This window comes from Thioalkalivibrio sp. ALMg9 (assembly GCF_000380625.1).
Taxonomy (GTDB): domain Bacteria; phylum Pseudomonadota; class Gammaproteobacteria; order Ectothiorhodospirales; family Ectothiorhodospiraceae; genus Thioalkalivibrio; species Thioalkalivibrio versutus.
Genome location: NZ_AQYC01000005.1, coordinates 145,116 through 167,191, shown reverse-complemented (window position 1 = coordinate 167,191; position 22,076 = coordinate 145,116). Strand labels below are relative to the sequence as shown.

Genomic DNA, 22,076 nt, shown 5'->3' with positions numbered 1-22,076 from the left:
TGTTCCGCGAGCACCGGCCGCAGCGGGTGGTGAACCTGGCGGCCCAGGCCGGCGTGCGCTATTCGCTGGAGAACCCGGCGGCCTATGTCGACACCAACCTGGTCGGTTTCGGCAACATCCTGGAGGGCTGCCGGCATAACGGCGTCGAGCACCTGGTCTACGCCAGCTCCAGCTCGGTCTACGGCGCCAACACCACCATGCCGTTCTCGGTGCACGACAACGTCGATCACCCGCTGAGCCTGTACGCCGCCAGCAAGAAGGCCAACGAGCTGATGGCGCATACCTACAGCCATCTCTACGATCTGCCGGTGACCGGGCTGCGCTTCTTCACTGTCTACGGCCCCTGGGGCCGCCCGGATATGGCGCTGTTCTTGTTCACGCAGAAGATCCTGGCGGGCGAGCCGATCGACGTCTTCAACTACGGCCACCACCGGCGCGACTTCACCTATATCGACGACATCGTCGAGGGCGTGATCCACACCCTGGATCGGCCCGCGGCCCCGAACCCCGAGTGGAGTGGCGCGGCCCCGGACTCCGCGAGCAGTTCCGCGCCCTATCGCCTGTACAACATCGGCGCGCACCGTCCGGTGGAGCTGATGCACTACATCGAGGTGCTGGAGGACTGCCTGGGTCGCAAGGCCCAGAAGCACCTGCTGCCGCTGCAGCCGGGGGACGTGCCGGATACCTACGCCGACGTCGAGGCCCTGCGCGCCGATACCGGCTACGAACCAACCACCACCGTCGAGGATGGCATCGCCCGTTTCGTGGACTGGTACCTGGGGTATTACCGGGCGGCCGCCTGATGGGCATCTACCGCAAGACCCTGCAACTGCTCACCCCGGCCGAGAGACGGCGGGGCGCCCTGGTGCTCGGCATGGTGATGGTGATGGCGATACTGGAAACCGCCGGCGTGGCGTCGGTCATGCCGTTCTTGTCCGTGCTTGGAAACCCCGAACTGGTCCACACCAACCCCGTGCTCAACCAGCTCTACACCGGGCTGGGCTTCACCTCGGTGGACCAGTTCATCTTTGCCCTGGGCGCCGCAGCCTTCGCACTGATCCTGTTCTCGGCGGTGTTTCGCACACTCACGCACTTTGCGATGAACCGCTTCATCGAGATGCGCCGCCACAGCCTCGGCAAGCGACTCCTGGAGACCTACCTGCGCCAGCCGTATGCATTTTTCCTGAATCGCCACAGCGGCGACATGGCCAAAAGCATCCTCTCGGAGGTCGACCAGCTGGTACTCAATGTCTTCCGCCCCGGGATCACCATGGTGGCCTACCTGGTGGTCACCCTCGCCATCGCGGCGCTGCTCGTCATCGTCGACCCGTGGCTGGCGCTGGGAGTCGCGGTCGTCATTGGCGGCGTGTACGGCACGATCTTTGTGTTCGTGCGCGGCCTGCTCGGACGCATCGGGCGCGATCGTTCGCGCGCCAACAAGGAGCGCTTCACCGCCGCCGGCGAGGCCCTAGGCGGCATCAAGGACATCAAGCTACTGGGCCGCGAGCACGCCTACCTGTCGCGCTTCGACGCGCCGTCCAAGCGCCAGGCCCGGCACCAGGCCACCAACCAGACCATCGCCCAGGTCCCCAAATTCCTCATCGAGGCGATCGGCTTCGGCGGCATCATCGCGCTGACCCTGATCCTGTTGCACACCCAGGGCGGAACGGGTACCGATTCCCTCGGCGAGATCCTCCCGATCATCGGCTTGTATGCCTTTGCCGGCTATCGCCTGTTGCCCGCCGCGCAGCACATCTACGCCGGCCTCGCCAAACTGCGCTTCGGCGCTGCGGCGGTGGAAAGCGTGACCGCCGACCTGCGTGAACGCGAGGCCCTCGCGGAGCTGCATCGACGTGCACCGCAGCCGTTGGTCCCACGCCAGACCATCCAGCTCAAGGGCATCGACTACACCTACCCGGGCGCCCACCAGCCCGCCCTGCAGTCCATTGATCTGGAAATCCCGGTTGGCAGCTCGGTGGGCATCATCGGCACCACCGGGTCCGGCAAGACGACCCTGGTGGACGTGCTTCTGGGCCTGCTACGGCCGACCCAGGGCGCCATCCTGGTGGATGGCCAGCCCGTCACGGATGCCAACCTGCGCGCGTGGCAACAGTCCCTGGGCTATGTGCCCCAGGACATCTTCCTGACGGATTCGACCGTGGCCGAAAACATCGCGCTGGGTATCCCGGCCGCACAAATCGACCACGACCGGGTGGAACGCTGCGCCCGCATGGCGCAGGTCCACGACTTCATCGTCCAGGACATGGCGGAGCAGTACGTCACCATGGTCGGCGAGCGCGGCGTGCGCCTGAGCGGCGGTCAACGCCAGCGCATCGGCATCGCCCGCGCCCTCTACCACGACCCCGATGTCCTGGTATTCGACGAGGCCACCAGCGCCCTCGACACCACCACCGAGCGCGCTGTGATGGAGGCGATCGAGTCCCTGGCGCAGAGCAAGACCATCATCCTGATTGCCCACCGTCTGAGCACCGTGCGGGCCTGCGATCAGGTCGCCCATCTGGAGCGCGGCTCGTTCACGTCAGTGGGCCGCTTCGACGACCTGGTCACCGAACCCGGGACGACCGAGTCTCCGGTCCAGTCGATTACCGACGCTGCGCCCTCCGGCACCCACTGCTGAAGCCGGCGTGCCGATGCAAACCGAGGAAATGCCCGTGACACACGTTCAATCCCAGCCCCTGCAGATCAAGAACAGCGGACGCCTCGCGCGCACCCTTGCGCGTGCGGTGCACCTGCGCCACCTGCAGAAGTCGCGCAAGATCGCGATCCAGTGGCGCGAAAAGCTGATCCGCGCGCACGGCGAATCGGTGGTGACGCGCCCGGTCCTACAACAGATCAAGCGTTACGCCGCTCAAACCTACGGCAGCGATTCCTGGTGGCCATGGCTGGCGGCCTACACCGAGGTCCGCCGCGAGTTCATCGAGGGCTGGATCGGCGACGACTACTACACCGAACACCTCAATCCGTTGTGGAACCGCCAGGACATCCGCCGCCTGAGCGGACTCAAGACGATGGACTCCCGCCTGTTCCCGGACAGCGTCGTACCGCCCATCTTCGTGCGCGTGGGTGGCCAGTATCTGGACGCCCGGGGCACACCGGAACCGCTGGCTGCCGCCCTCGCCCGTCTCGAAGACGACAAGAGCTACGTCCTCAAGCCCGACGAGGGGCGTCAGGGCCTCGGCGTGACCTTTGCGCCCGCCGACCGCGTCGCCGAGGAACTCTCCCGGATTCCCGGCAACTGCATCGTGCAGCCCCTGATCGAGCAGCACGCCGATATCGCGAAAATCAATGCCAGTTCGGTGAACACCCTGCGGGTCCTGACCTTCCTCGATCCCGAATCCGGCGAGCTGCGCATCCTGAACCACTTTCTGCGCCTCGGGCGCGAAGGACAGCGCACCGACAACGTCTCCACCGGCGGCTATTTCGTCGGCGTGGACGGCGGAGGCTGGCTGGATGGCCACCTGCGCGACCCGGTCTGCGTCAGCATCGGTTCGGTCCACCCGGACAGTGGCACTGACGTCAAAGGCCTGCGGATCCCCAACTTCGGCGCCGTGCGCGAGCTCTGCCTGAACGCCCACCGCCGCATCCCCTATCTGCGCTTCATCGGCTGGGACGTCTGCATCCAGGCCGACGGCAAGCCCGTGATCCTGGAATGGAATGCGGAGCAAGTGGCCTGGTCGCGCAACGAGTCCTGTTTTGGCCCGTTGCTGCCCTCGGTCCCACAGGGCTATCCGCGCTAACCCAGCCAGCCGCAATCACGAGGACGTCATGCACACGATCAAACTGCTGTGGACCGGTGGCTGGGACTCCAGCTACCGCCTTCTGGACCTGGCGCTGCACCGCCAGCACCGGGTCCAACCGATTTATGTCCTGGACCCGCGACGCAAGTCCTATGTCCACGAGCTGCGCGCCATGGCCACCATCCGGGCAGGGCTGGAGTCCCGCCCGGAAGCCCGCGGGCGGGTCGCGCCGGTCCGGGTCTACCTGCGCGACGACATCCTCGCGAACCCGGACATCACCACGCTTTATCAGCGCCTGGCCAGCGAGGTGCATGTGGGTACCCAGTACGACTGGCTGGCACGACTGTGCGCACAGGAGGGCCTGCGTGACCTCGAACTGTCGCTGACCGGTCACGAGGCCGGAACCGAGTTGCAGGAACGCTTGTTCCGCAATCCGCAGTGCGGCGATTACCGCTTTCGCGAGGACGACTTCGCCTGGGAGCTGTTCCAGTACTACCGCTTCCCGCTGCTGTCGGTAACCAAGGAGGCGATGAAGTTCGATGCCGAGGCCAAGGGCTTCCTGCCCCTGCTCGAACAATCCTGGTTCTGCCACTCGCCGATCCTGGGCCGGCCCTGTGGTCACTGCCAGCCTTGCCGCTTCTCGCGCGAGTCGAACCGGGCAATCCAGTATTCGCGCCTGGGGCCACTCCTGGAGCTCGCACGCCGGGCACGCTCCAGCCTGCGTTTGATGCGCACCGCCGGCGCCTGAGACGCGAACGCCATGTCCCTCGCCTTTGGTGCCCTCCTTCCCTGGCTGTCCGGCCCGCGCGAATATGCCGCGTTGCGCCGCGCCGAGCGGCTCTCACTCCCTGCCCTGCAACGCCTGCAGGCCGAACGACTGGCCCGTCTCTTGATGCAGGCGCGAGACGAGGTCCCGTACTACCGCGACCTGTTGCCACCGGTGAACGTGATCGCGACTGATCCGGTTGCGGCCCTGCTGTCACTGCCCATTCTCGACAAGCACACCATCCGCCGCGAAGGCGAGCGCCTGTGTTCCGAGCGGCCACGCCCCGGACTGCGGCGCAACACCTCCGGCGGGTCGACCGGCGAGCCCGCAACGTTCTACCAGGACACCGCCTACCGCCGCTGGGGCCGCGCCACCAAGGCCCTGTTCGACGCCTGGACCGGCTACCGGCCGGGACACCGCAAGGCCGTGCTCTGGGCCGCTTCACGCGACCTGACCGCCGGGCGCGGCGTGCGCCGACTGGCCGAGCGGATGAAGAATCGCACCCTTCTGAACGCCTACTGCATGGATCCGGCCACGATGGATGCACACCTGGAGCAGCTGCGCGCGGCACCGCCCGCGCAGCTCCAGGTCTACGCGGAGAGCGGCCACGAACTCGCCCGGCACGCCCTGCGCCGGGGGATCCGCATTCAGGGTATCGGCAGCGTGCTGAGTTCGGCCGGAACCCTCTTTCCCGATATGCGCGACACCATCGAGGAGGCCTTCTCCGCCCCTGTGTTCAACCGCTACGGCTCGCGGGAGGTGGGCGACATGGCCTGCGAATGCGAACGCCACCGAGGCCTGCACGTGAACCCCCTGACACAGTTCCTCGAGATCCTCGACGACGAGGGCCGGCCGGCACCCCCCGGCACCCCGGGTCGCGTCGTGGTCACCTCGCTCACGAATCACAGCATGCCCCTACTGCGCTACGCGATCGGCGACCTGGCCAGCTGGTCGAGGGAGACCTGCGACTGTGGCCGTGAGTGGCCCCTGCTGGAGGGTGTATGGGGGCGCGTGACCGATCACCTACGCGGCGCCAACGGTGCAGTCGTATTCGGCGGCTGGCTGCGCCAGCTTCTGTACCCGGAAGACTGGATCGGGCAGTACCAGTGGGTACAGCACGCGGAGGATCACCTCCGCCTGCGGCTGATCCCTGCAGACAACAGGTCCGACAGCGAGCGCGAGCAGTCCCTGCGCGAGCGACTGGAACCCGCCATCCACCAGCAACTGGGCGCGAGCACCCGGCTCGATATCGAACGCGTGGGCACGATTCCGCCCTCGGCCAGCGGGAAGCACCTGCATGTCATCAGCGAATTGCGGGAGAATCGGCGGTGAAGATCCTGCATGTGATCAATGGGCTCGGCCAGGGCGGAGCGGAACGCCAGCTAGGGAACCTGCTACGGGCCGCGCCGGATACCGGGGCGGTCTTCGCACTCAAGGAGCCCGGCGTAATGGCCGGGACCATCCGCGCGCACGGCATCCCGGTGTATTCCGGAGGACTGCGCAGCCCGCTCTCGGTGGGATGGATCGCGGCATTGCGCCGGACACTGGACGCCTATCAGCCGGATGGCGTCATGGGCTGGATGTACCACGGCAACCTTGCCGCCTCGCTCACCCGGCGCCTTGGACACCGCGGTCCGGTGTTCTGGAATGTACGCCACTCGGTGCACGACCTGGCACACGAGAAACGCGGAACCCGCTGGGTGATCCGGACCGGGGCGTGGCTGTCGCGGCATCCGGCGCGCATCGTCTACAACAGTGCGGCCGCGGCCGCGCAGCACGAGGCCCTGGGTTTTGCGTCCAGCGGTCGCGTGGTGCTGCCCAACGGCTTTGATCTGGGGCGTTTCTGCCCCGAACCCGAGGCGCCCCGTGGCCTGCGCGCGCAGCTGGGCATTGGTGCGGAAACCTGGTTGCTGGGCATGGTGGGCCGCGCCCATCCGATGAAGAACCATGCCGGACTGGTGGCCGCCCTGGCGCAACTGGTCCAGTCCGGGGTGGACGTGCACTGCGTGATGGTCGGCACCGGGGTCTCCGCAGACGACAATCCCCTGGCCCTGGCCATGCGCGAGCACGGGATGGCCCGGCACGTAACACTGCTGCCTCCGACCCCCGAACCCGAGGCCCTCTATCCAGGCCTGGATTTGCTGGTGCTGCCATCGCGCTGGGGCGAGGGCTTCCCCAACGTCGTAGGCGAGGCAATGGCCTGCGGCGTCCCCGCCGTGGTCACGGACATCGGCGATGCAGCCATCGTGGTCGGAGAGACCGGTTTTGTCTCCGCAAGCCCAAAGCCGCCGGACCTGGCCGACGCCATTCGCTACGCCGTTGGCCAGGGCCGTGAACGCCTGCGCGGTCTCGGGGGCAAGGCTCGTGCACGCATGCAATCGCATTACGCCCTCGATGCCGTGAGCGCGCGCTATCAGGCCCTGTTCCAGGATGCCCTGGCAGGCACCGCGTCCGTCTCGCCATGAGCTATACCGCGATCCCGTTCACCTTCATGGAACTGCTTCTGTCGGGCAGCTTCCTGATCATCGTGCTGGTCGCCGTGCTGTGGACGGGCCGCACCCGGGAGGGCTATCTGTGGCCACTGCTGGCGGCCCTCCTTGCCCGCATCGGCGCCGCCCTGGTGCAGCGTTTCCTGTTCCCGTTGCCCCAGGGCGGCGCCGATGCGATCAGCTTCGAACGCCGCGCCTGGTTCTGGGCCCAAAGCGGCTGCGGCAATCTCGGGGATCACTTCAGCATGGGCAGTTCCTACCTGCACAGCTGGCTGATCGCGAACATCTATGCCTGCGTCGACCGCGCGCCCCTCGCCTTCCAGGCCGTGAATATCGCCCTGGGCATGCTGACGGTCTACCTGATCGCGCGCATCGCCGAACAGCTCTGGGACCGCCAGGCGGCGGTGCGCGCCGCCTGGATCGCCGCGCTGTTCCCCATCCTGATCGTGAACGCCGCCGTGCCGTTGCGCGAGGTCTGGTTCACCGCCTTCTTCCTGCTCGGGGTGCTCTGGCTGGTGCGCTGGGTGCAAAGCCAGCGCAGCGTTTTTCTGGTGGCGGCGGTGGGGGTCTTGCTGGCCTCGGCGATCGTGCATGGCGCCGCGGTGTTTGCGATCGCCGGCATTGCGGTCGTGCTGGTCGGCTGGTCGATCAAGGAGTTTCTGCGCGCCTCGGACCTGGGCCGCATGCGCCCAGGCCTGCTGTTCGGCGGCATCCTGCTCGGCGCGGCCGGTGTCCTGGGCTTCCTGGTGATGGACGACATGCGTTTCTCCTCCATTGGTCAGCTAGGCGATGTCATGGAGCAGACCGAGACCCTGGACCAGCGGGCCGAGCGCAGCGCGCGTGGCGGCGCCGCCTATCCGTCTTTTCTCATTCCCTCCAATGATCTTCAGGCGCTGGTCCTGACGCCGGTCCGCATGGGCTATCTGCTGTTCGGCCCCCCGCTGTGGGAGGTGCGCTCCCCGGTTCACCTGATCGGCATGCTGGAGGGCTTGTTCTACTTGTCCCTGGTGCTGCTGCTGGCGGTTTATCGCCACCACTGGTGGCAACGCAAGGACTTCCGACTGCTGGTGGTGATGTTCGTCGTGCTCACGATCATTTTCGCCTGGGGCACCAGCAACTTCGGTACCGCCGCCCGCCACCGCGCGAAATTCCTCGGAATTCTGATTGCCCTGGCCGCGGGCCTGGCCGGCCGCCGCGTATGGCGCTGGGAACGCCTGCAACGGCTCACCGGGAGGCGTGCAGCGACGACCGACAATGTCACCGATCCACCCGAATCTTCCGATACAAGCCTGCCGCACCCGCGGCGTGCCTCGCCCTGATTTGCCGCGCACCCCACGCGCACCCGCCCCACTCCCGGGGCCCCTACCAACATTCACACAGGAGATTGAAAGATGGCGGAATTTGCGGCACCGGACGCCCCGCGTCTGGCCATTATTGGTCTGGGTTATGTCGGCCTGCCTCTGGCGGCCGAGTTCGGACGGGTCCTGCCCACGCTGGGCTTCGACATCGATACGGGTCGGGTCGAGGAACTGCGCGGGGGGCATGACCGCACGCGCGAAGTCTCGCGCGAGGAACTCGCCGGCGCCGAACATCTGGAGCTGACCGCAGACAGGGAGCGGCTGCGGGAATGCAATGTGTTCATCGTGACGGTGCCGACCCCGATTGATGCGCATCGCTGCCCCGATCTGGGCCCGCTACTGGCCGCCAGCCACACGGTGGGGGGCGTGCTGAAGCCGGGCGACGTGGTGATCTACGAGTCCACGGTCTACCCCGGAGCCACGGAGGAGGACTGCGCCCCCGTGCTGGCTGCCGAGTCGGGGCTGGAACTCAATCGGGATTTCTTCCTCGGCTACAGCCCGGAACGGGTCAACCCCGGCGACAAGGAACACCGTATCCCCGACATCGTCAAGGTCACCTCCGGCTCCACCCCCGAGGTCGCCGCCTTCGTCAACGCGCTCTACACCCGCATCATCCGCGCAGGCACCCATCCGGCGGCCAGCATCCGTGTCGCCGAGGCGGCCAAGGTCATCGAGAACACCCAGCGCGACGTGAATATCGGGCTGATCAACGAACTCGCCATGCTGTTCGAGCGCCTGGACCTGGATACCGAGGCGGTACTGGCCGCGGCCGGGACCAAGTGGAATTTCCTGCCGTTCCGGCCCGGCCTGGTGGGCGGGCATTGCATTGGCGTAGATCCGTACTACCTGACGCACAAGGCGCAGGCCGTCGACTACCACCCGGAGATGATCCTCGCCGGACGCCGCACCAACGACGGCATGGGGGGGCATATCGCGGACCGCACCATCAAGGCAATGATCCGCAAGGGGTTCCCGGTCGTGGGTTCGCGCATCCTGATCATGGGTCTCGCCTTCAAGGAGAACTGTCCGGATCTGCGCAACACGCGCGTGGTGGACATCGTCCATGACCTGCACGGTTATAACGCCAACGTCGACATCTGGGACCCCTGGGTGGACGCAGCCGAGGCCCATCACGAGTACGGCCTGGACCTCCTGTCCGATACCCCGGAGCCGTCTCGTTACGATGCAATCGTCCTCGCCGTCCCGCACTGGGAGTTCGTGGAACTGGGCCCGCAGGGCGTACAGAAGTTCGCACGCGAGCGCGCGGTGATCTTCGACGTCAAATCCGTGCTCCCGCCGGAGGCGAGTGACCTGCGTCTATAAACGCTCAATCCCTCTTGGTTCGCGCTGTCTTTTCGGGGTGTCTCGCACACTTTGAGCCCCCGGAAAGATGGCTATAAACCATTGTCTTGTTTACCTTTTGCCCTCATGCACACGGACTTACGAGGTGCCTGAACGCCGCCACCCCGGAGGGGGGCGAAGCACCCTCGAGACAGGAGCGCAACGCATGCAGGAAACCGAGCATCGCCGAATCGTATCGCCCCTGCGCGGCAACACCTCCAGTGCTGCCGAGACCGCCCGTCAAGGCGCGGTACGCGAACGCTGCAGCGTCGATCTGCTGATCGTGGCCGCCAACGCCCGCTCGCTGATCGCCAACCGCGGTGATCTGATCCGCGAGATTCAGGCGCGAGGGCATGGCGTGGCCGCGGCAGTCCCGCGCAAGGACTATCTACCCGAGGTCGAGGACCTGGGTATCCCGATCTACCCCTTCGACCTGGGCCGGACCGGAGTCAACCCGGTCGAAGACCTGCGGACCACAATGTCCCTGGCGCGGCTGATTCGGCGGCTGCGCCCGGAGGCGGTGTTCAGCTACACCGTCAAGCCCGTCGTGTACGGCTCCCTGGCTGCACACTGGGCCGGCGTTCCGCGGGTATACGCCATGATCACCGGCCTGGGGCATGCCTTCACGACCGAGTCCTGGCGGACACGGGTGTTGCGGACCATCAGTTCGCGTCTGTACCGAACGGCACTCGCTCGTTGCGATCGCGTGTTCTTCCAGAATCCGGATGACCTGCAGGATTTCCTCGACCGCGGGGTTTTGCCCGACACCCAACGGGTGGTCCGCATCAACGGATCCGGCGTGGATGTGGAGCGCTTCGCGCGGCAGCCCCTGCCCGAGGGCGACCCACTGTTCCTGTTTGTCGGTCGCCTGTTGACCGAAAAGGGCATCCTCGAATTCGTGGAGGCGGCGCGCCAGGTCCACCAGCAATCCCCCAGCGCCCGGTTCGTCGTCGTCGGTCCCCACAACCCGGACCTGCCCCACTCGATCCCGGCAGAGCAGGTCGAGGCCTGGAAGCGCGAGGGCATCGTCGAGTTCGCAGGCGGCGTTACCGATGTTCGGCCCTGGCTCGAGAAGGCCTCGGTCTTCGTCCTGCCCTCCTACCGAGAAGGCACGCCCCGCTCGGTGCTGGAGGCGATGAGCGTGGGGCGCCCGATCATCACCACGGATGCCCCTGGCTGCCGTGAAACCGTCCTGGATGGCGAGAACGGCTTTCTCGTCCCGCCCCGAACCACTGCGCCCCTGGCCGAGGCCATGCAACGGTTTCTGGATCAGCCGGAACTGTTACCCCGGATGGCCGGGGCCTCGCGTGAGCGGGTGGAAGCGAAATACGAGGTTGGACAGGTCAATCGCGTGATTCTTCGGTCCATGGAGCTCACATGAACGCGACTCTCAAACGACTGTTCGACGTCCTGTCCAGCATGGGGGCCCTGATCCTGCTGGCACCGGTCCTGTTTCTGATCGCCGCGGCAATCCGCCTCGACAGCCCGGGCCCGGTCCTGTTCCGCCAGCGACGTATTGGCCTCCATGGCCAGCCTTTCCGGGTGCTCAAGTTCCGCACCATGGTGGATCGCGACCCGGACACCATCGACCAGCACCACGAGCAGGTCGTCAGTACCGGGATCGATCCGCGCATCACGCGTGCAGGCCGGCTGCTGCGCGCCAGCAGTCTCGATGAACTGCCACAGCTCTGGAATATCCTGCGTGGCGACATGAGCGTGGTCGGCCCCCGCCCCATCCTGCCGGAGCAGGTGGAGGTCGTCCCGCCTTCCTACGCCTCCCGTTTTTCCGTGCGGCCCGGCCTGACCGGCCTGGCCCAGGTCCGCGGTCGCCGCACCCTGGGCTGGATCCAGCAGCTCGAGGCCGATACCGAGTACGCCGCGCAGCATCACCTGCTGTATGACTTGGGATTAATCCTGCGGACCATTTACGTAGTCCTGACCGGCCAGGGGGTGTACGGCGAGGCCGGCATCAACTGGCGTACCTATCGCGATTCGTTGCGTAACCGACAGCAAGGGGACACGAAATGAACTCGACCCTGAAACACATGTTCATCACCGCCTCCGCCAACGTCGCCCGACAAGCTGAGGCAGCCGGGATCGCGCGCATCTTTGTCGATATGGAAGTCCGCGGGAAGGCCGAGCGTCAGGGCCATATGGACACGCACAAGGCGCGCCACACGCTCGAGGATGTGCGCCGCATTGCCGGCGCGTTGACGAGCGCCGAATTGATGGTTCGCATCAACCCCCCGGCATCGCAAACGCCCTCCGAAGTCCGCCAGGCGATCGAAGCCGGCGCCGACCGGCTGATGCTGCCGATGTTCACCCACATCGACGAGGTCGCGCTCTTCCTCGACGCAGTGGGCGGACAAGTGCCGGTCGCTCTGCTGGTCGAGACACCCCAGGCACTGATCCGGCTCCCCTCCTACCTGCCGCTGCTGGGGCCCGACGACCAGATTCACATCGGCCTGAATGACCTCAGCCTGGCCACCGGGCTCGATTTCCTGTTCGAACCCCTGGCCGGCGGCATGCTCGAGGCCCCTGCGGCACTGTGCCGCGAGGCCGGCGTCGCGTTCGGGTTTGGAGGCGTCGGGGCCGTGGGCAAAGGCGAGATCCCGGCGGAATCCATTCTGGGCGAGCATGTCCGCCTCGGCTCCGAATGGGTGATCCTCTCGCGCGCATTCCGCGAGGTCGTCAGTCAGGAAGACCCGGCCACCGGGGCCGCGCGCCTGCGCGGCGAACTGGGACGCCTGCAAGCGGCGGAACAACGGTTTCGCGCGGCGACGCCGGAACAGCTGGGGGAGAACCGCGACGAGGTCCGCAGCCGCATCTTCCGGCTGGCGGCCCGGCTGCACAACCGGAGTCGGGCATGCGCCTGAGCCGGACGCTGTTCCTGCAGAAGCCTGACGTCCTGCGGCAACAACAGGGCCTCATCGAAAGCCGCCTGTGCGAGGCATTTCCCAACACCGCGCTGACCTTCGCCGGGGGGCCCGACGCCGTTCCCGAGGGGCTTGAGGTCGACGCGGTCATCGCCCCCACGCTGCCCTGGCTGCCCGAGGCCCTGAACCGCCTGTCGCGCTATCAGTGGATCCATTTCCTGTCCGCCGGGGTGGAGCGAATCTGGGACATGCCCTTCCCCAAGGATGGCCTGATGATGACCAAGAGCAGCGGCGTCCATGGTGCCCCGATGAGCGAGTATGCGATCGGCGCCATGCTCTACTTCGCCAAGCACTTCGATCGTTTCAACGAGCAAAGCCGCCAGAAACGCTGGGAGCGCAGCTGGCTTGGGGAACTGACCGGACGCACCGTCATGGTACTCGGCATGGGGCACATCGGCGCGCTGGTAGCCCGCCGCGCCCAGGCGTTCGACATGCGTGTGATCGGCGTCCAGCGCAACCCGCGGGCCCATGACCATGCCAGCGAGGTCATCCCGCTGGACGCTGTGGAAAAACGTCTATCCGAAGTGGACTACCTGGTCGTCTGCCTGCCCCTCACGCCGGGCACTCACCACCTGGTCGCCGAGCCCCAGTTGCAGCACCTGAAGCCCGGCGCGGTTCTGGTGGACATATCGCGTGGCGGCGTGGTGGATCAGCGGGCCCTGACCCAGGCCCTGGACACGGGCCACTTGCGCGGCGCCGCACTGGATGTCTTCGAGGAGCAGCCCCTGCCCGCGGGCTCGTCCCTGTGGAACCGGGAGAATGTCCTCGTCACTCCACACGTCTCGGGAACCTCGCCGCACTATATGGAGCGCGCCCTCGAGATCTTCGTGCGCAACGCCCGCGCGCTTGAACAGGGCCACGCCCCGATCACGCCGGTCGATCCCGCCGCCGGCTACTGACTGCCGCCCGACAAAACGCGGCTCCGCAAGAGCCCTGCTCGTTTCTCTCGCACTTCCCTTCCTGCAAGTATGCGGGCCCGGAGAACATCACTCGCCCCCCCCAGGGGGGCGTGGATCCATCCGCACGGCCGCGGAAGAGTCGACCCCACTTGCCGGGACGCCGCGCCTGGTCCTGGAAAGACCCGGTCCTGGAAAGAATCGGGCGCCAACGCGCCCCCCCCGAATGGATCCGCTCGGCCTGCCACCACGCTATATCGCGCCACCACAGGGCCTCTCACCTTGCGCACCGTGGCCAAAATGGGGCGGAAAGGTGACTGGCGACAGCCCGCCCGCGAAGCCACCCGGGCGTTACTTCCCGAGCCACATCCGCGGACCGGCAAGCGGTACGGACATGGCACTGGAAAGGTACGGAGGTGCCGACGCCAGTGCATTGGCAACCCGCGTGACCGCACCGAAGGCCGCGAGTCATCCACGACGGTATGCGAGGTGCACGACCACCGGACTGTGATCCACCGCATCACCTACCGCGAAGCGGGCGCGGCCGTTCGCGCATAGGTCACCACTGCAGGGCGCACCGGAGCCGGAACCGGTCGTGGCGGGCGGGACGGTGCCGGGGCACTGTGCGTTGCCTCTTCCTCGCTCCCGGGCTTGTACCCATCCACGACCCGGCGCAGTGTCTCGAACGCGACCCGGGCATCCCGCTCGTGGTCGGCCTGCTTCAACGCTTGCAATGCCTGGGCGAGTACATCCGCCGCCACACAGGTCTCGCGGGCGCGCATGATCTTGGCGTGAGGCGTCGCCTCCACGTTATCTCCGATCAGCAGCTCCTCATAGAGCTTTTCGCCGGGACGCAGGCCCGTACAGGTAATGGCGATGCCTTCTCCCCCGACGGCCTCGTCCTCGCGCACCTGATGGCCATGCAGGCGAATCATGCGCCGGGCCAGGTCGATGATCCGGACCGGTTCCCCCATGTCGAGGACATAGACCTCGCCACCCTCGGCCATCGCGCCGGCCTGAATCACCAGCTCGGCCGCCTCCGGAATGGACATGAAGTAACGGGTAATCTCGGGGTGGGTGACCGTCACCGGCCCCCCTTCGCGTATCTGCCGGTGGAATAGCGGGACCACGGAACCGGACGAACCCAGCACATTGCCAAACCGCACCATGCTGAAGACCGTCGCATTCTGGCGCCGCGCCCGATCCTGCAGGACCATCTCGGCCAGGCGCTTGCTTGCACCCATGATGTTGGTCGGACGCACGGCCTTGTCGGTGCTGATCAGGATAAAGCGCTCGACTCCCGCGCTGATCGCTGCATCGGCTACCACAGCCGTACCCAGCGTGTTGTTGCGCAGGCCCTCGAGCAGGTTGCCTTCAACCAGCGGCACATGCTTGTAGGCGGCGGCATGATAGAGCGTCTGCACACCGTGCTCGCGCAGGACCTCGGCGACCCGCGCGCGGTTCGCGACCGATCCGAGCACGGCGTGCACCGCCACCTCCGTCTGCATGCCGGAACGACGCTCCGCGAGTTCCTGCTCGATCCGGTAGAGCGCGAACTCGTTACGTTCAAAAAGCACCAACGCGGCCGGCTCAAGGCTGAGGATGCGCCGACACAACTCCGAACCGATCGAACCACCGGCACCGGTCACCATCACTACACGCCCCCGGATGCTTCGGGCCAGCAGGGCCTCGTTGGGCGGCACCGGATCGCGCCCAAGGAGATCCGCGATATCGAGATCCTCCAGTTGATCCAGCGGTGCCTGCCCCGACACCACCGCCTCCAGCGATGGCACCGACTGCACATGCAACGGATACGGTTCCAGCCATTCGAGGATACGCCGGCGATCGGCTCGACTCGCCGATGGAACGGCCAGCAACACGCGCGCGACCCCGCACTGGTCCACAAGAGTCTCCAGGGCCGCGGGCCCGCATACCGGGATATCGTCAATGGCACGCCCCTGGACCGCCGGATCCTCGTCGATGAACGCCATCACGCGGAAGCGTCCACTGGACTGCAACCCGGACGCCAGCTGAATACCCGCCTCGCCAGCACCGAAGACCACCACGCGCTCACTCCCCGATCGCGCATCGGAGACCGCCTGATACCAGCTACGCACCAGAGATCTCCCGGCCGCCACCAGGGCAAAGGCCAACAGGGCAAAGTTCACCGAAATCGCTCCGAAGAAGCCGGGTGTCTGCGTCAATTCGGTGGACGCCCAGATCATCACCGCGAGCGCCAGCACACCGACGATCACGGCCTTGAACGCCCGAGCCCCCATGAAGCGCACTACCGTCCGGTAGAGCCCCAGCCGGGCAAACACCAGAATACCGACCGCCGAAACCAGCGGGAAAAGCCACCAGGCCTCGACCATCATGGCCGGAAGCGGCTGCCCGGTGCGGATTACAAACGCCAGCCACAGGGCAAGGGGCAGCATCGTGCTGTCTGCCAGCACCATCAACCCCTGCTTCGCGCCACGCGGCAGCTGCAGCAGGTTTTCAAGACTACGATCCAGTAGCGCCATCGTATGGCCTCCCTTCGTGTCATCGATCGGATCACGAGGCAGAACAACGACGTTTTCATGTCGCCGTTCGCCGCAAGCGAGAAGGGAGGCTACCAGTGCAATCACCGGACATCTGGGGGGGGAATCACGCTGTAGGGGACGCGACTGAGGGCGTCGTCACGCTATCCGGACGTCCCTCCGAAAGAGCCGGAGAATACCTTCCGCATCCCACAGGGGGATCGCCGCGACGGGCACCTCAAGGAGACACAGATCAGACGGAAGAAGAGAGAGCAGCCACGAAACGCGGGCTCATGCCCCATACGCACCCACACGGCTTCGAGCCCGATCAAATCGAGCGCCACCAAGGTATGCAAGGGTCTGGAAAGAAATGGTGGGCCGTGTAGGAATCGAACCTACAACCAATGGATTAAGAGTCCACTGCTCTACCAATTGAGCTAACGGCCCCCGGAACAAAAAAGGGGGTGGGGTGACCGATGGGACTCGAACCCACGACAACCGGAGTCACAATCCGGGACTCTACCAACTGAGCTACGGTCACCACCGTGTCACTGTACAGCTACTTGCGCGAAGGGCGGCCCTGGCGCGCCCGGCAGGACTCGAACCTGCAACCGTCGGCTTAGAAGGCCGATGCTCTATCCGGTTGAGCTACGAGCGCGTTACCGCCGAGCATTGAGGCCATGGCGCCTGATCCGAGCCTGCCGGAAAACCGTGGCCGGGAGCCATGGTCGGGGTAGAGGGATTCGAACCCCCGACATCCTGCTCCCAAAGCAGGCGCGCTACCAGACTGCGCTATACCCCGTCGAGCCGTCCCCGCTAAAGGGCCTACACAGCGAGCGCAGGATGGTAGCCCCGCGAGGGGTTCGCGGTCAACATTCATCAACAGGTTTCGCCTGCAATGCCCTCCCCTCGGGCGCGGCTCCGTGCTAACGTCGGCTCGGGACGTTCGCAGGGTCGCGAGCGCGGAGGGGACGGATGCTCGACTGGGTAGCCAACACAGCCATTGTATTGGGGGCAAGCGGCCTCCTGTATGCCCAATGGACACTCGCCCGGCTGCTGCGCGAGCTCCCCGAGAGCCGGGTCCGTACCGGCTGGAAGATGATGTTCTTTCTGGTCCCGGTCTTTACCCTCGGCTACTTCGGCTACATCCCGCTGAACTGGGGGCTCTACGAGGGCCTGCCCGACCTCCTGGTGCCGGCCATCTTCCTCCTCGGGGGGTGTTTCGTCTGCACCGTGGTCGGTCTGACCCACAGCTCGGTGGAGAAGATCCGCCACATTACGCGGCTGGAACACGAATCCATCACCGACCCGCTGACCGGCCTGTTCAACCGCCGGCACATGGATCGCCGGCTGGACGAGGAAGTATCCCGCGCCCGGCGCTACGGCCAGCCATTGTCCGTCGTGATGCTGGATATCGACCAGTTCAAGCCGATCAATGACCGCCTGGGCCACCTGATCGGGGACTACATCCTGACGACCCTCGCCGAACGCATGCAGCAAGTCCTGCGGCGCTCCGACCTTGCCGCGCGCTTCGGCGGGGAGGAGTTCGTCGTCGTCGCCCCGCATACCGACCTCAAGGCAGCGATGGCGCTGGGCGAGAAGCTGCGCGAAGCCATATCCGGCCACCCGATCACCCTGACCGGGCACCAGGCCGCCCCGCCCTGCGCACCGGATACCCTGACGGTCACGGTCAGCGTCGGCATCGCCAGCCGCGACGCGAACCCGAAATCCAGGGACACCGCCGAGACCCTGATTGCCCGCGCCGACGACGCGCTCTATCGCGCCAAACAGGACGGGCGCAACCGCTGCGAGGCCAGCGCGCCCACCAGCGGGCTCTCGGTGGCCCTTTAGAAAACACGCCGCGCGCGATGGCTGCGCGGATCCAGCGGTGCTCCACGCCGCATGCCGCATCCGCCCGGCAAATCGCTTGAGCCCCCGCGCCCGCCATGGGAAGATCGCGGGCGTTCCCCCGGAGGCGAGACCCCATGACGGCCCAGATCATCGACGGACGCGCGATTGGCCAGACCCACCGCGCAAGAATCGCGACCGAGATCGAATCCATGACCGCCCGCGACCTGCGTCCGCCGGGCCTCGCCGTGGTGCTGGTCGGGACCAACCCGGCCTCCGAGGTCTATGTGCGCAACAAGCGCAAGGCCTGCGAACAGGTGGGCGTGGTCTCCCACTCCTATGACCTGCCCGCGGGCACGCCGCAGACCGATCTGCTGGCGCTGATCGACCAGCTCAATGCCGACCGCACCATCGACGGCATCCTGGTCCAGCTGCCGCTGCCGGATCACATTGACCCCGAGACGGTGATCGAGCGCATCTCCCCGGCCAAGGACGTGGACGGCTTCCACCCGTACAACGTCGGCCGCCTGGTGGCGCGCGTGCCGCGCCTGCGCCCCTGCACCCCCTGGGGTGTCATCCAGCTGCTGCGGCATATCGAGGAACCGTTCAAGGGCCGCACGGCCTGCGTGATCGGCGCCTCCAATATCGTCGGCCGACCCATGGCCCTGGAACTGCTGCTGGCCGGTGCGACCCCGACCATCTGCCATCGCTTCACCCCGGATACCGCCGCCATTGCACGGCACTCCGACATCGTGGTCGCAGCGGTCGGCAAGCCCGGCCTGGTCAAGGGTGACTGGATCAAGCCCGGCGCCACGGTGATCGACATCGGCATCAACCGCCGCGACGACGGTACCCTGACCGGCGACGTGGAGTTCGACGCCGCCGCCGAGAAGGCCGCCTGGATCACGCCCGTGCCGGGCGGGGTCGGCCCGATGACCGTGGCGATGCTGCTGGACAACACCCTGCGCGCCCGCGCCTTCGGGACCCACGAAGCGGCCTGAACGATGGCGTCCAGCGCCCGCCTGCGGGCGGGCGCTTGCTTCTCGCGGGTTCAGCCCGCTGCGTGACGACGCGCGGCCTCCAGCCGCAGACGCACGCGTTCGCGCCCCAGATACTCCCAGATACGCGGCAGCTCCGGCCCAAAGGTCTGCCCGGACAACGCCGCCCGCAACGGCATGAACAGCTTGCGCCCCTTGCGTTCGGTGGCCTGCCCCACCGCCTTGGCCAGGGCGGGAAAATCCTCGGCCGCATCCAGCGCCTCCAGCCCCGCGCTAAAGAACTCCGCGCCGGCGGCCGTCAGTTCCTCGCGCGCGGCCGCGCTGTACGGCGCCGGATCGGCGGCGAACGCCGCCACCCACAGTGGCGCCTCCTCGGCGCGGGTGATGTTGTCGCGCAGCAGCCGCGCCAGCGCCGGGCGCTGCTCGGCGGCCACCGCCTCCAGCACCCCCGCCGCCTCCAGGTAGGCCTGCATCTCGGCATCCGAAAGGCTGCGCAGGGCCTCTGACTGCCAGTGATCCAGCTGCTGCGGATCATGCCGCGCCGCGCTGTGACCAATACGCTCGGGGCTGAATCCGGCCGCCAGCTCCGTGGGCGACAGCAGGGCATCGCTCTCGTAGCGATGCCCAAGACGCGCCAGGTGGTTCAGGATCGCGACCGGCAGATAGCCCTTCGTCCGCAACTCCTCGACGCTCGCGGAACCATTGCGCTTGGACAGCGGCGCCCCGTCCTGCCCCATCACCAGCGGCAGGTGGTGATACGCGGGTGCCGCGAGGCCCAGCGCCTCCAGCAGCAGCATCTGCCGCGGCGTGTTGGCGATATGGTCCTCGCCGCGCACCACGTCGGTCACGCCCATCAGGGCATCATCGATCGCGTTGGAGAAGAAAAAGGCCGGCGTGCCATCGGATCGGCGAATCACGAAATCACCGATCTCGTCGGTACGGAAGCTGACCGGCCCACGCACCCCGTCCTCGAAGCGGATGGTCCGGCCCAGTGGCACACGAAAACGCAGCGTGGGCTTTTGCCCCTCGGCCTCGCGCCGGCCGACCTCCTCCGCACTCAGATGGGCGCAGGTCCCGGGATAGCGCGGCGGCTTGCCCTGCGCACGCATGCGCTTGCGTCCGCGCTCCAGTTCTGCCGGCGAGCAGAAACAGGGATAGGCGAGTCCCTGATCGATCAGCTGGCGGTAATAGCCCGCGTAGAGTTCGCCGCGCTCGGACTGCGCGTAGGGGCCGGCATCGCCCCCGGCGCCAAAGCCTTCGTCCCAGTCCAGCCCGAGCCAGCGCAGATCGCGCTGCAGCGCGTCGACGAACTCCGGGCGCGAGCGCTCGGCGTCGGTGTCCTCGATGCGCAACAGGAAATGCCCTCCGCGCGAACGGGCCCGCAGCGCGCTGAACAGCGCCGTGCGTACATTGCCCAGGTGCAACAGGCCGGTGGGACTGGGGGCAAAGCGGGTGCGGATTATCGAGTTCGTCATCGCGCGCATGGTAGCGGAGCGTCCACCGGCTCACCAGCGCTTCGCCCTCACGCCCACACACACTTCCGGCATGCTGGCAGGCCCTGCCGGTGGCGGGTACCATTGCCGGTCTTATCTTCCGGAGGTCAGTCCAATGCAACGCATCCGCACCCGGCTCGGCGTCGTGCTGGCCACCCTGCTGATCACCCTCTTCACATCAGGAGCCCTCATGGCCGACACCCATCCGCAGGTCGCAATCGAAACCAACCACGGCCGCATCGTGCTGGAACTCAACGCCGAAGCCGCCCCGGAGACGGTCGCCAACTTCCTCTCCTACGTGGATGACGGCTTCTTCGACGGCACGATCTTTCACCGCGTGATCCCGGGCTTCATGGTCCAGGGCGGCGGCTTCGACAAGGATATGAACCAGAAGTCCGCGGGCGAGCCTATCCGCAACGAAGCGGACAATGGTCTGAAGAACGAGGTCGGTGCGATCTCCATGGCGCGTACCCAGGACCCGCATTCCGCCACCGCCCAGTTCTTCATCAACGTGAACGACAACGACTTCCTGAACCACACGGCCCCGAACGCGCAGGGCTGGGGCTATGCCGTGTTCGGCAAGGTCTCCGAGGGCATGGACGTGGTGCGCAAGATCGAGGCCCTTCCCACCGGCCGCGCCGGCATGCACCAGGACGTACCGCAGGAGCCGGTCGTGATGGAAAGCGTCAAGCGCGTCGAGGACTAACCTCTTCGTGAGTGCCCGCGCGCCGGCCCTGGTCATCTCCGACCTGCATCTGGATCGCGAACCCGGCCCCCTGCTCGAGGCCACGCTCGCCTTCCTCGAAGGGCCGGCGCGCGCGGCCTCCTCCCTGTACATCCTCGGCGACCTGTTCGAGTACTGGGTCGGCGACGACGCCGGCTTTCCCGCTGCCGAACGGCTCGCCGCAGGCCTGAAGACCCTGGACATCCCGGTTGCCTTTATCCATGGCAATCGGGATTTTCTCGTGGGCGAGGCCTACGCCGCGCGCGCGGGGATGCAGCTGGCTCCCGACCCCCTGCATGCGGCACTGCCCTGCGGACCTGCCGTACTCCTGCACGGTGACTCCCTGTGCACCGACGACACCGAGCACATGGCGTTTCGTCAGCAAGTACGCAGTGGGGAATGGCAACGGGCGTTTCTCGCCCATCCGCTGGAAGAACGCATCCGCCAGGCCGAGGCCATGCGCGCCGCCAGCCGCGACAAGGGTCAGATGAAGGCCGCCGCGATCATGGACGTCAATCCGGAGACAGTCGCCGACACCTTCCGCGACACCGACGTCCCGCTGATGATCCACGGCCACACCCACCGCCCGGCGATCCACGAGCTGACCGTCGACGGCCAGCCACGCCAGCGCTGCGTCCTGCCCGCCTGGGACGAACACCCGGGATACCTGGAGATCGACGCGACGGGCCCCGTCCTGCGCCAACTCGACGGCTCGCCCTACCCCGAACACCTCCTCTGCACCTGATCGAATCCGCCACAACGAGTGTTGTGGGAGCGGGCTTGCCCGCGAACGCCCCCACCAAGCCCTGACAGAAAGCCCGCAGGGTCCCGATGAGCACAGCGAATCGTTTCGACGCATCGATAGCCCCGCATATTGAGGCTGGTCCTGGATCGGCATCCGGTGTTTACGTGCCTTCGTCTGACCGCCTGCCAGGCGCTCTCTCGCGAGC

General features: G+C 66.7%; 18 protein-coding genes and 4 tRNA genes. 16 read left to right on the top strand and 6 right to left on the bottom strand.

The window, feature by feature from the left end; all coding sequences use genetic code 11:
• From F792_RS0102030 to F792_RS0101975, 12 genes are all read left to right on the top strand, one after another.
• Positions 1-803, top strand: an 803-nt coding sequence (locus F792_RS0102030) for an NAD-dependent epimerase/dehydratase family protein (protein WP_018168172.1), incomplete at its 5' end; no start/stop codon positions are given.
• Positions 803-2,638 (top strand): ABC transporter ATP-binding protein, encoded by a 1,836-nt coding sequence (locus F792_RS0102025; protein ID WP_018168171.1) that lies wholly within the window; start codon positions 803-805, stop codon positions 2,636-2,638. The genes F792_RS0102030 and F792_RS0102025, both read left to right, overlap by 1 nt.
• 34 nt (positions 2,639-2,672) lie before the next feature.
• A complete protein-coding gene (locus F792_RS0102020) occupies positions 2,673-3,758 on the top strand; it encodes a sugar-transfer associated ATP-grasp domain-containing protein (RefSeq protein WP_026304766.1) in 1,086 nt (361 codons plus the stop codon).
• A gap of 28 nt (positions 3,759-3,786) precedes the next feature.
• The gene (locus tag F792_RS0102015) at positions 3,787-4,506 is read left to right on the top strand and encodes a hypothetical protein (RefSeq protein WP_018168169.1); all 720 of its coding nucleotides are present in this window, start codon (positions 3,787-3,789) and stop codon (positions 4,504-4,506) included.
• A 12-nt stretch (positions 4,507-4,518) separates the two neighbouring features.
• Positions 4,519-5,856: a phenylacetate--CoA ligase family protein gene (locus tag F792_RS0102010; RefSeq protein ID WP_018168168.1), complete on the top strand. Its 1,338-nt coding sequence runs from the start codon at positions 4,519-4,521 to the stop codon at positions 5,854-5,856.
• Positions 5,853-6,989, top strand: a complete 1,137-nt coding sequence (locus F792_RS0102005) for a glycosyltransferase (RefSeq protein WP_018168167.1) — start codon at positions 5,853-5,855, stop codon at positions 6,987-6,989. Before F792_RS0102010 ends, F792_RS0102005 begins: the two co-directional genes overlap by 4 nt.
• Entirely contained in the window at positions 6,986-8,332 is a 1,347-nt protein-coding gene (locus F792_RS0102000; RefSeq protein ID WP_018168166.1) for a hypothetical protein, read from the top strand. The genes F792_RS0102005 and F792_RS0102000 overlap by 4 nt, the downstream gene beginning before the upstream one ends.
• Positions 8,333-8,404: 72 nt before the next feature.
• Complete coding sequence (locus tag F792_RS0101995) at positions 8,405-9,694, top strand: nucleotide sugar dehydrogenase (protein WP_018144029.1); 1,290 nt, start codon at positions 8,405-8,407, stop codon at positions 9,692-9,694.
• 184 nt (positions 9,695-9,878) lie between these two features.
• Positions 9,879-11,093 carry a glycosyltransferase family 4 protein gene (locus tag F792_RS0101990; protein ID WP_018144030.1) on the top strand — a complete coding sequence of 405 codons (1,215 nt, stop codon included), beginning with the start codon at positions 9,879-9,881 and terminating at the stop codon, positions 11,091-11,093.
• Complete coding sequence (locus F792_RS0101985; protein WP_018168165.1) at positions 11,090-11,740, top strand: sugar transferase; 651 nt, start codon at positions 11,090-11,092, stop codon at positions 11,738-11,740. Before F792_RS0101990 ends, F792_RS0101985 begins: the two co-directional genes overlap by 4 nt.
• A complete protein-coding gene (locus F792_RS0101980; protein WP_018144032.1) occupies positions 11,737-12,588 on the top strand; it encodes an aldolase/citrate lyase family protein in 852 nt (283 codons plus the stop codon). The genes F792_RS0101985 and F792_RS0101980 overlap by 4 nt, the downstream gene beginning before the upstream one ends.
• Positions 12,579-13,547: a D-2-hydroxyacid dehydrogenase gene (locus F792_RS0101975; protein ID WP_018168164.1), complete on the top strand. Its 969-nt coding sequence runs from the start codon at positions 12,579-12,581 to the stop codon at positions 13,545-13,547. Before F792_RS0101980 ends, F792_RS0101975 begins: the two co-directional genes overlap by 10 nt.
• A gap of 521 nt (positions 13,548-14,068) precedes the next feature.
• On the opposite strand, the gene F792_RS0101970 is transcribed toward F792_RS0101975, so the two are convergent.
• The 5 genes from F792_RS0101970 to F792_RS0101950 form a co-directional block, all read right to left on the bottom strand.
• Positions 14,069-16,066, bottom strand: a complete 1,998-nt coding sequence (locus F792_RS0101970; protein ID WP_018168163.1) for a nucleoside-diphosphate sugar epimerase/dehydratase — start codon at positions 16,064-16,066, stop codon at positions 14,069-14,071.
• 368 nt (positions 16,067-16,434) lie between these two features.
• Positions 16,435-16,510, bottom strand: a tRNA-Lys gene (locus F792_RS0101965).
• A gap of 18 nt (positions 16,511-16,528) precedes the next feature.
• A tRNA-His gene (locus F792_RS0101960) sits at positions 16,529-16,604 on the bottom strand.
• Between the two features lie 40 nt (positions 16,605-16,644).
• Positions 16,645-16,721: transfer RNA gene (locus F792_RS0101955), tRNA-Arg, on the bottom strand.
• 67 nt (positions 16,722-16,788) lie between these two features.
• A tRNA-Pro gene (locus F792_RS0101950) sits at positions 16,789-16,865 on the bottom strand.
• A 173-nt stretch (positions 16,866-17,038) separates the two neighbouring features.
• Between F792_RS0101950 and F792_RS0101945 the strand changes: the two genes are divergently transcribed.
• Together F792_RS0101945 and folD are read left to right on the top strand one after the other, a co-directional pair.
• A complete protein-coding gene (locus tag F792_RS0101945) occupies positions 17,039-17,914 on the top strand; it encodes a GGDEF domain-containing protein (RefSeq protein WP_018168162.1) in 876 nt (291 codons plus the stop codon).
• A gap of 134 nt (positions 17,915-18,048) precedes the next feature.
• Complete coding sequence (folD, locus tag F792_RS0101940; protein ID WP_018144036.1) at positions 18,049-18,912, top strand: bifunctional methylenetetrahydrofolate dehydrogenase/methenyltetrahydrofolate cyclohydrolase FolD; 864 nt, start codon at positions 18,049-18,051, stop codon at positions 18,910-18,912.
• A 50-nt stretch (positions 18,913-18,962) separates the two neighbouring features.
• Here the strand turns inward: folD and gltX are convergent, their stop codons facing one another.
• A complete protein-coding gene (gene gltX, locus F792_RS0101935; RefSeq protein WP_018168161.1) occupies positions 18,963-20,393 on the bottom strand; it encodes a glutamate--tRNA ligase in 1,431 nt (476 codons plus the stop codon).
• Positions 20,394-20,592: 199 nt separating this feature from the next.
• On the opposite strand from gltX, the gene F792_RS0101930 reads away from it, so the two are divergent.
• Together F792_RS0101930 and F792_RS0101925 are read left to right on the top strand one after the other, a co-directional pair.
• Positions 20,593-21,108 carry a peptidylprolyl isomerase gene (locus F792_RS0101930; protein WP_026182001.1) on the top strand — a complete coding sequence of 172 codons (516 nt, stop codon included), beginning with the start codon at positions 20,593-20,595 and terminating at the stop codon, positions 21,106-21,108.
• A gap of 7 nt (positions 21,109-21,115) precedes the next feature.
• Positions 21,116-21,871 carry a UDP-2,3-diacylglucosamine diphosphatase gene (locus tag F792_RS0101925; protein ID WP_018168160.1) on the top strand — a complete coding sequence of 252 codons (756 nt, stop codon included), beginning with the start codon at positions 21,116-21,118 and terminating at the stop codon, positions 21,869-21,871.
• Positions 21,872-22,076 lie beyond the last annotated feature (205 nt).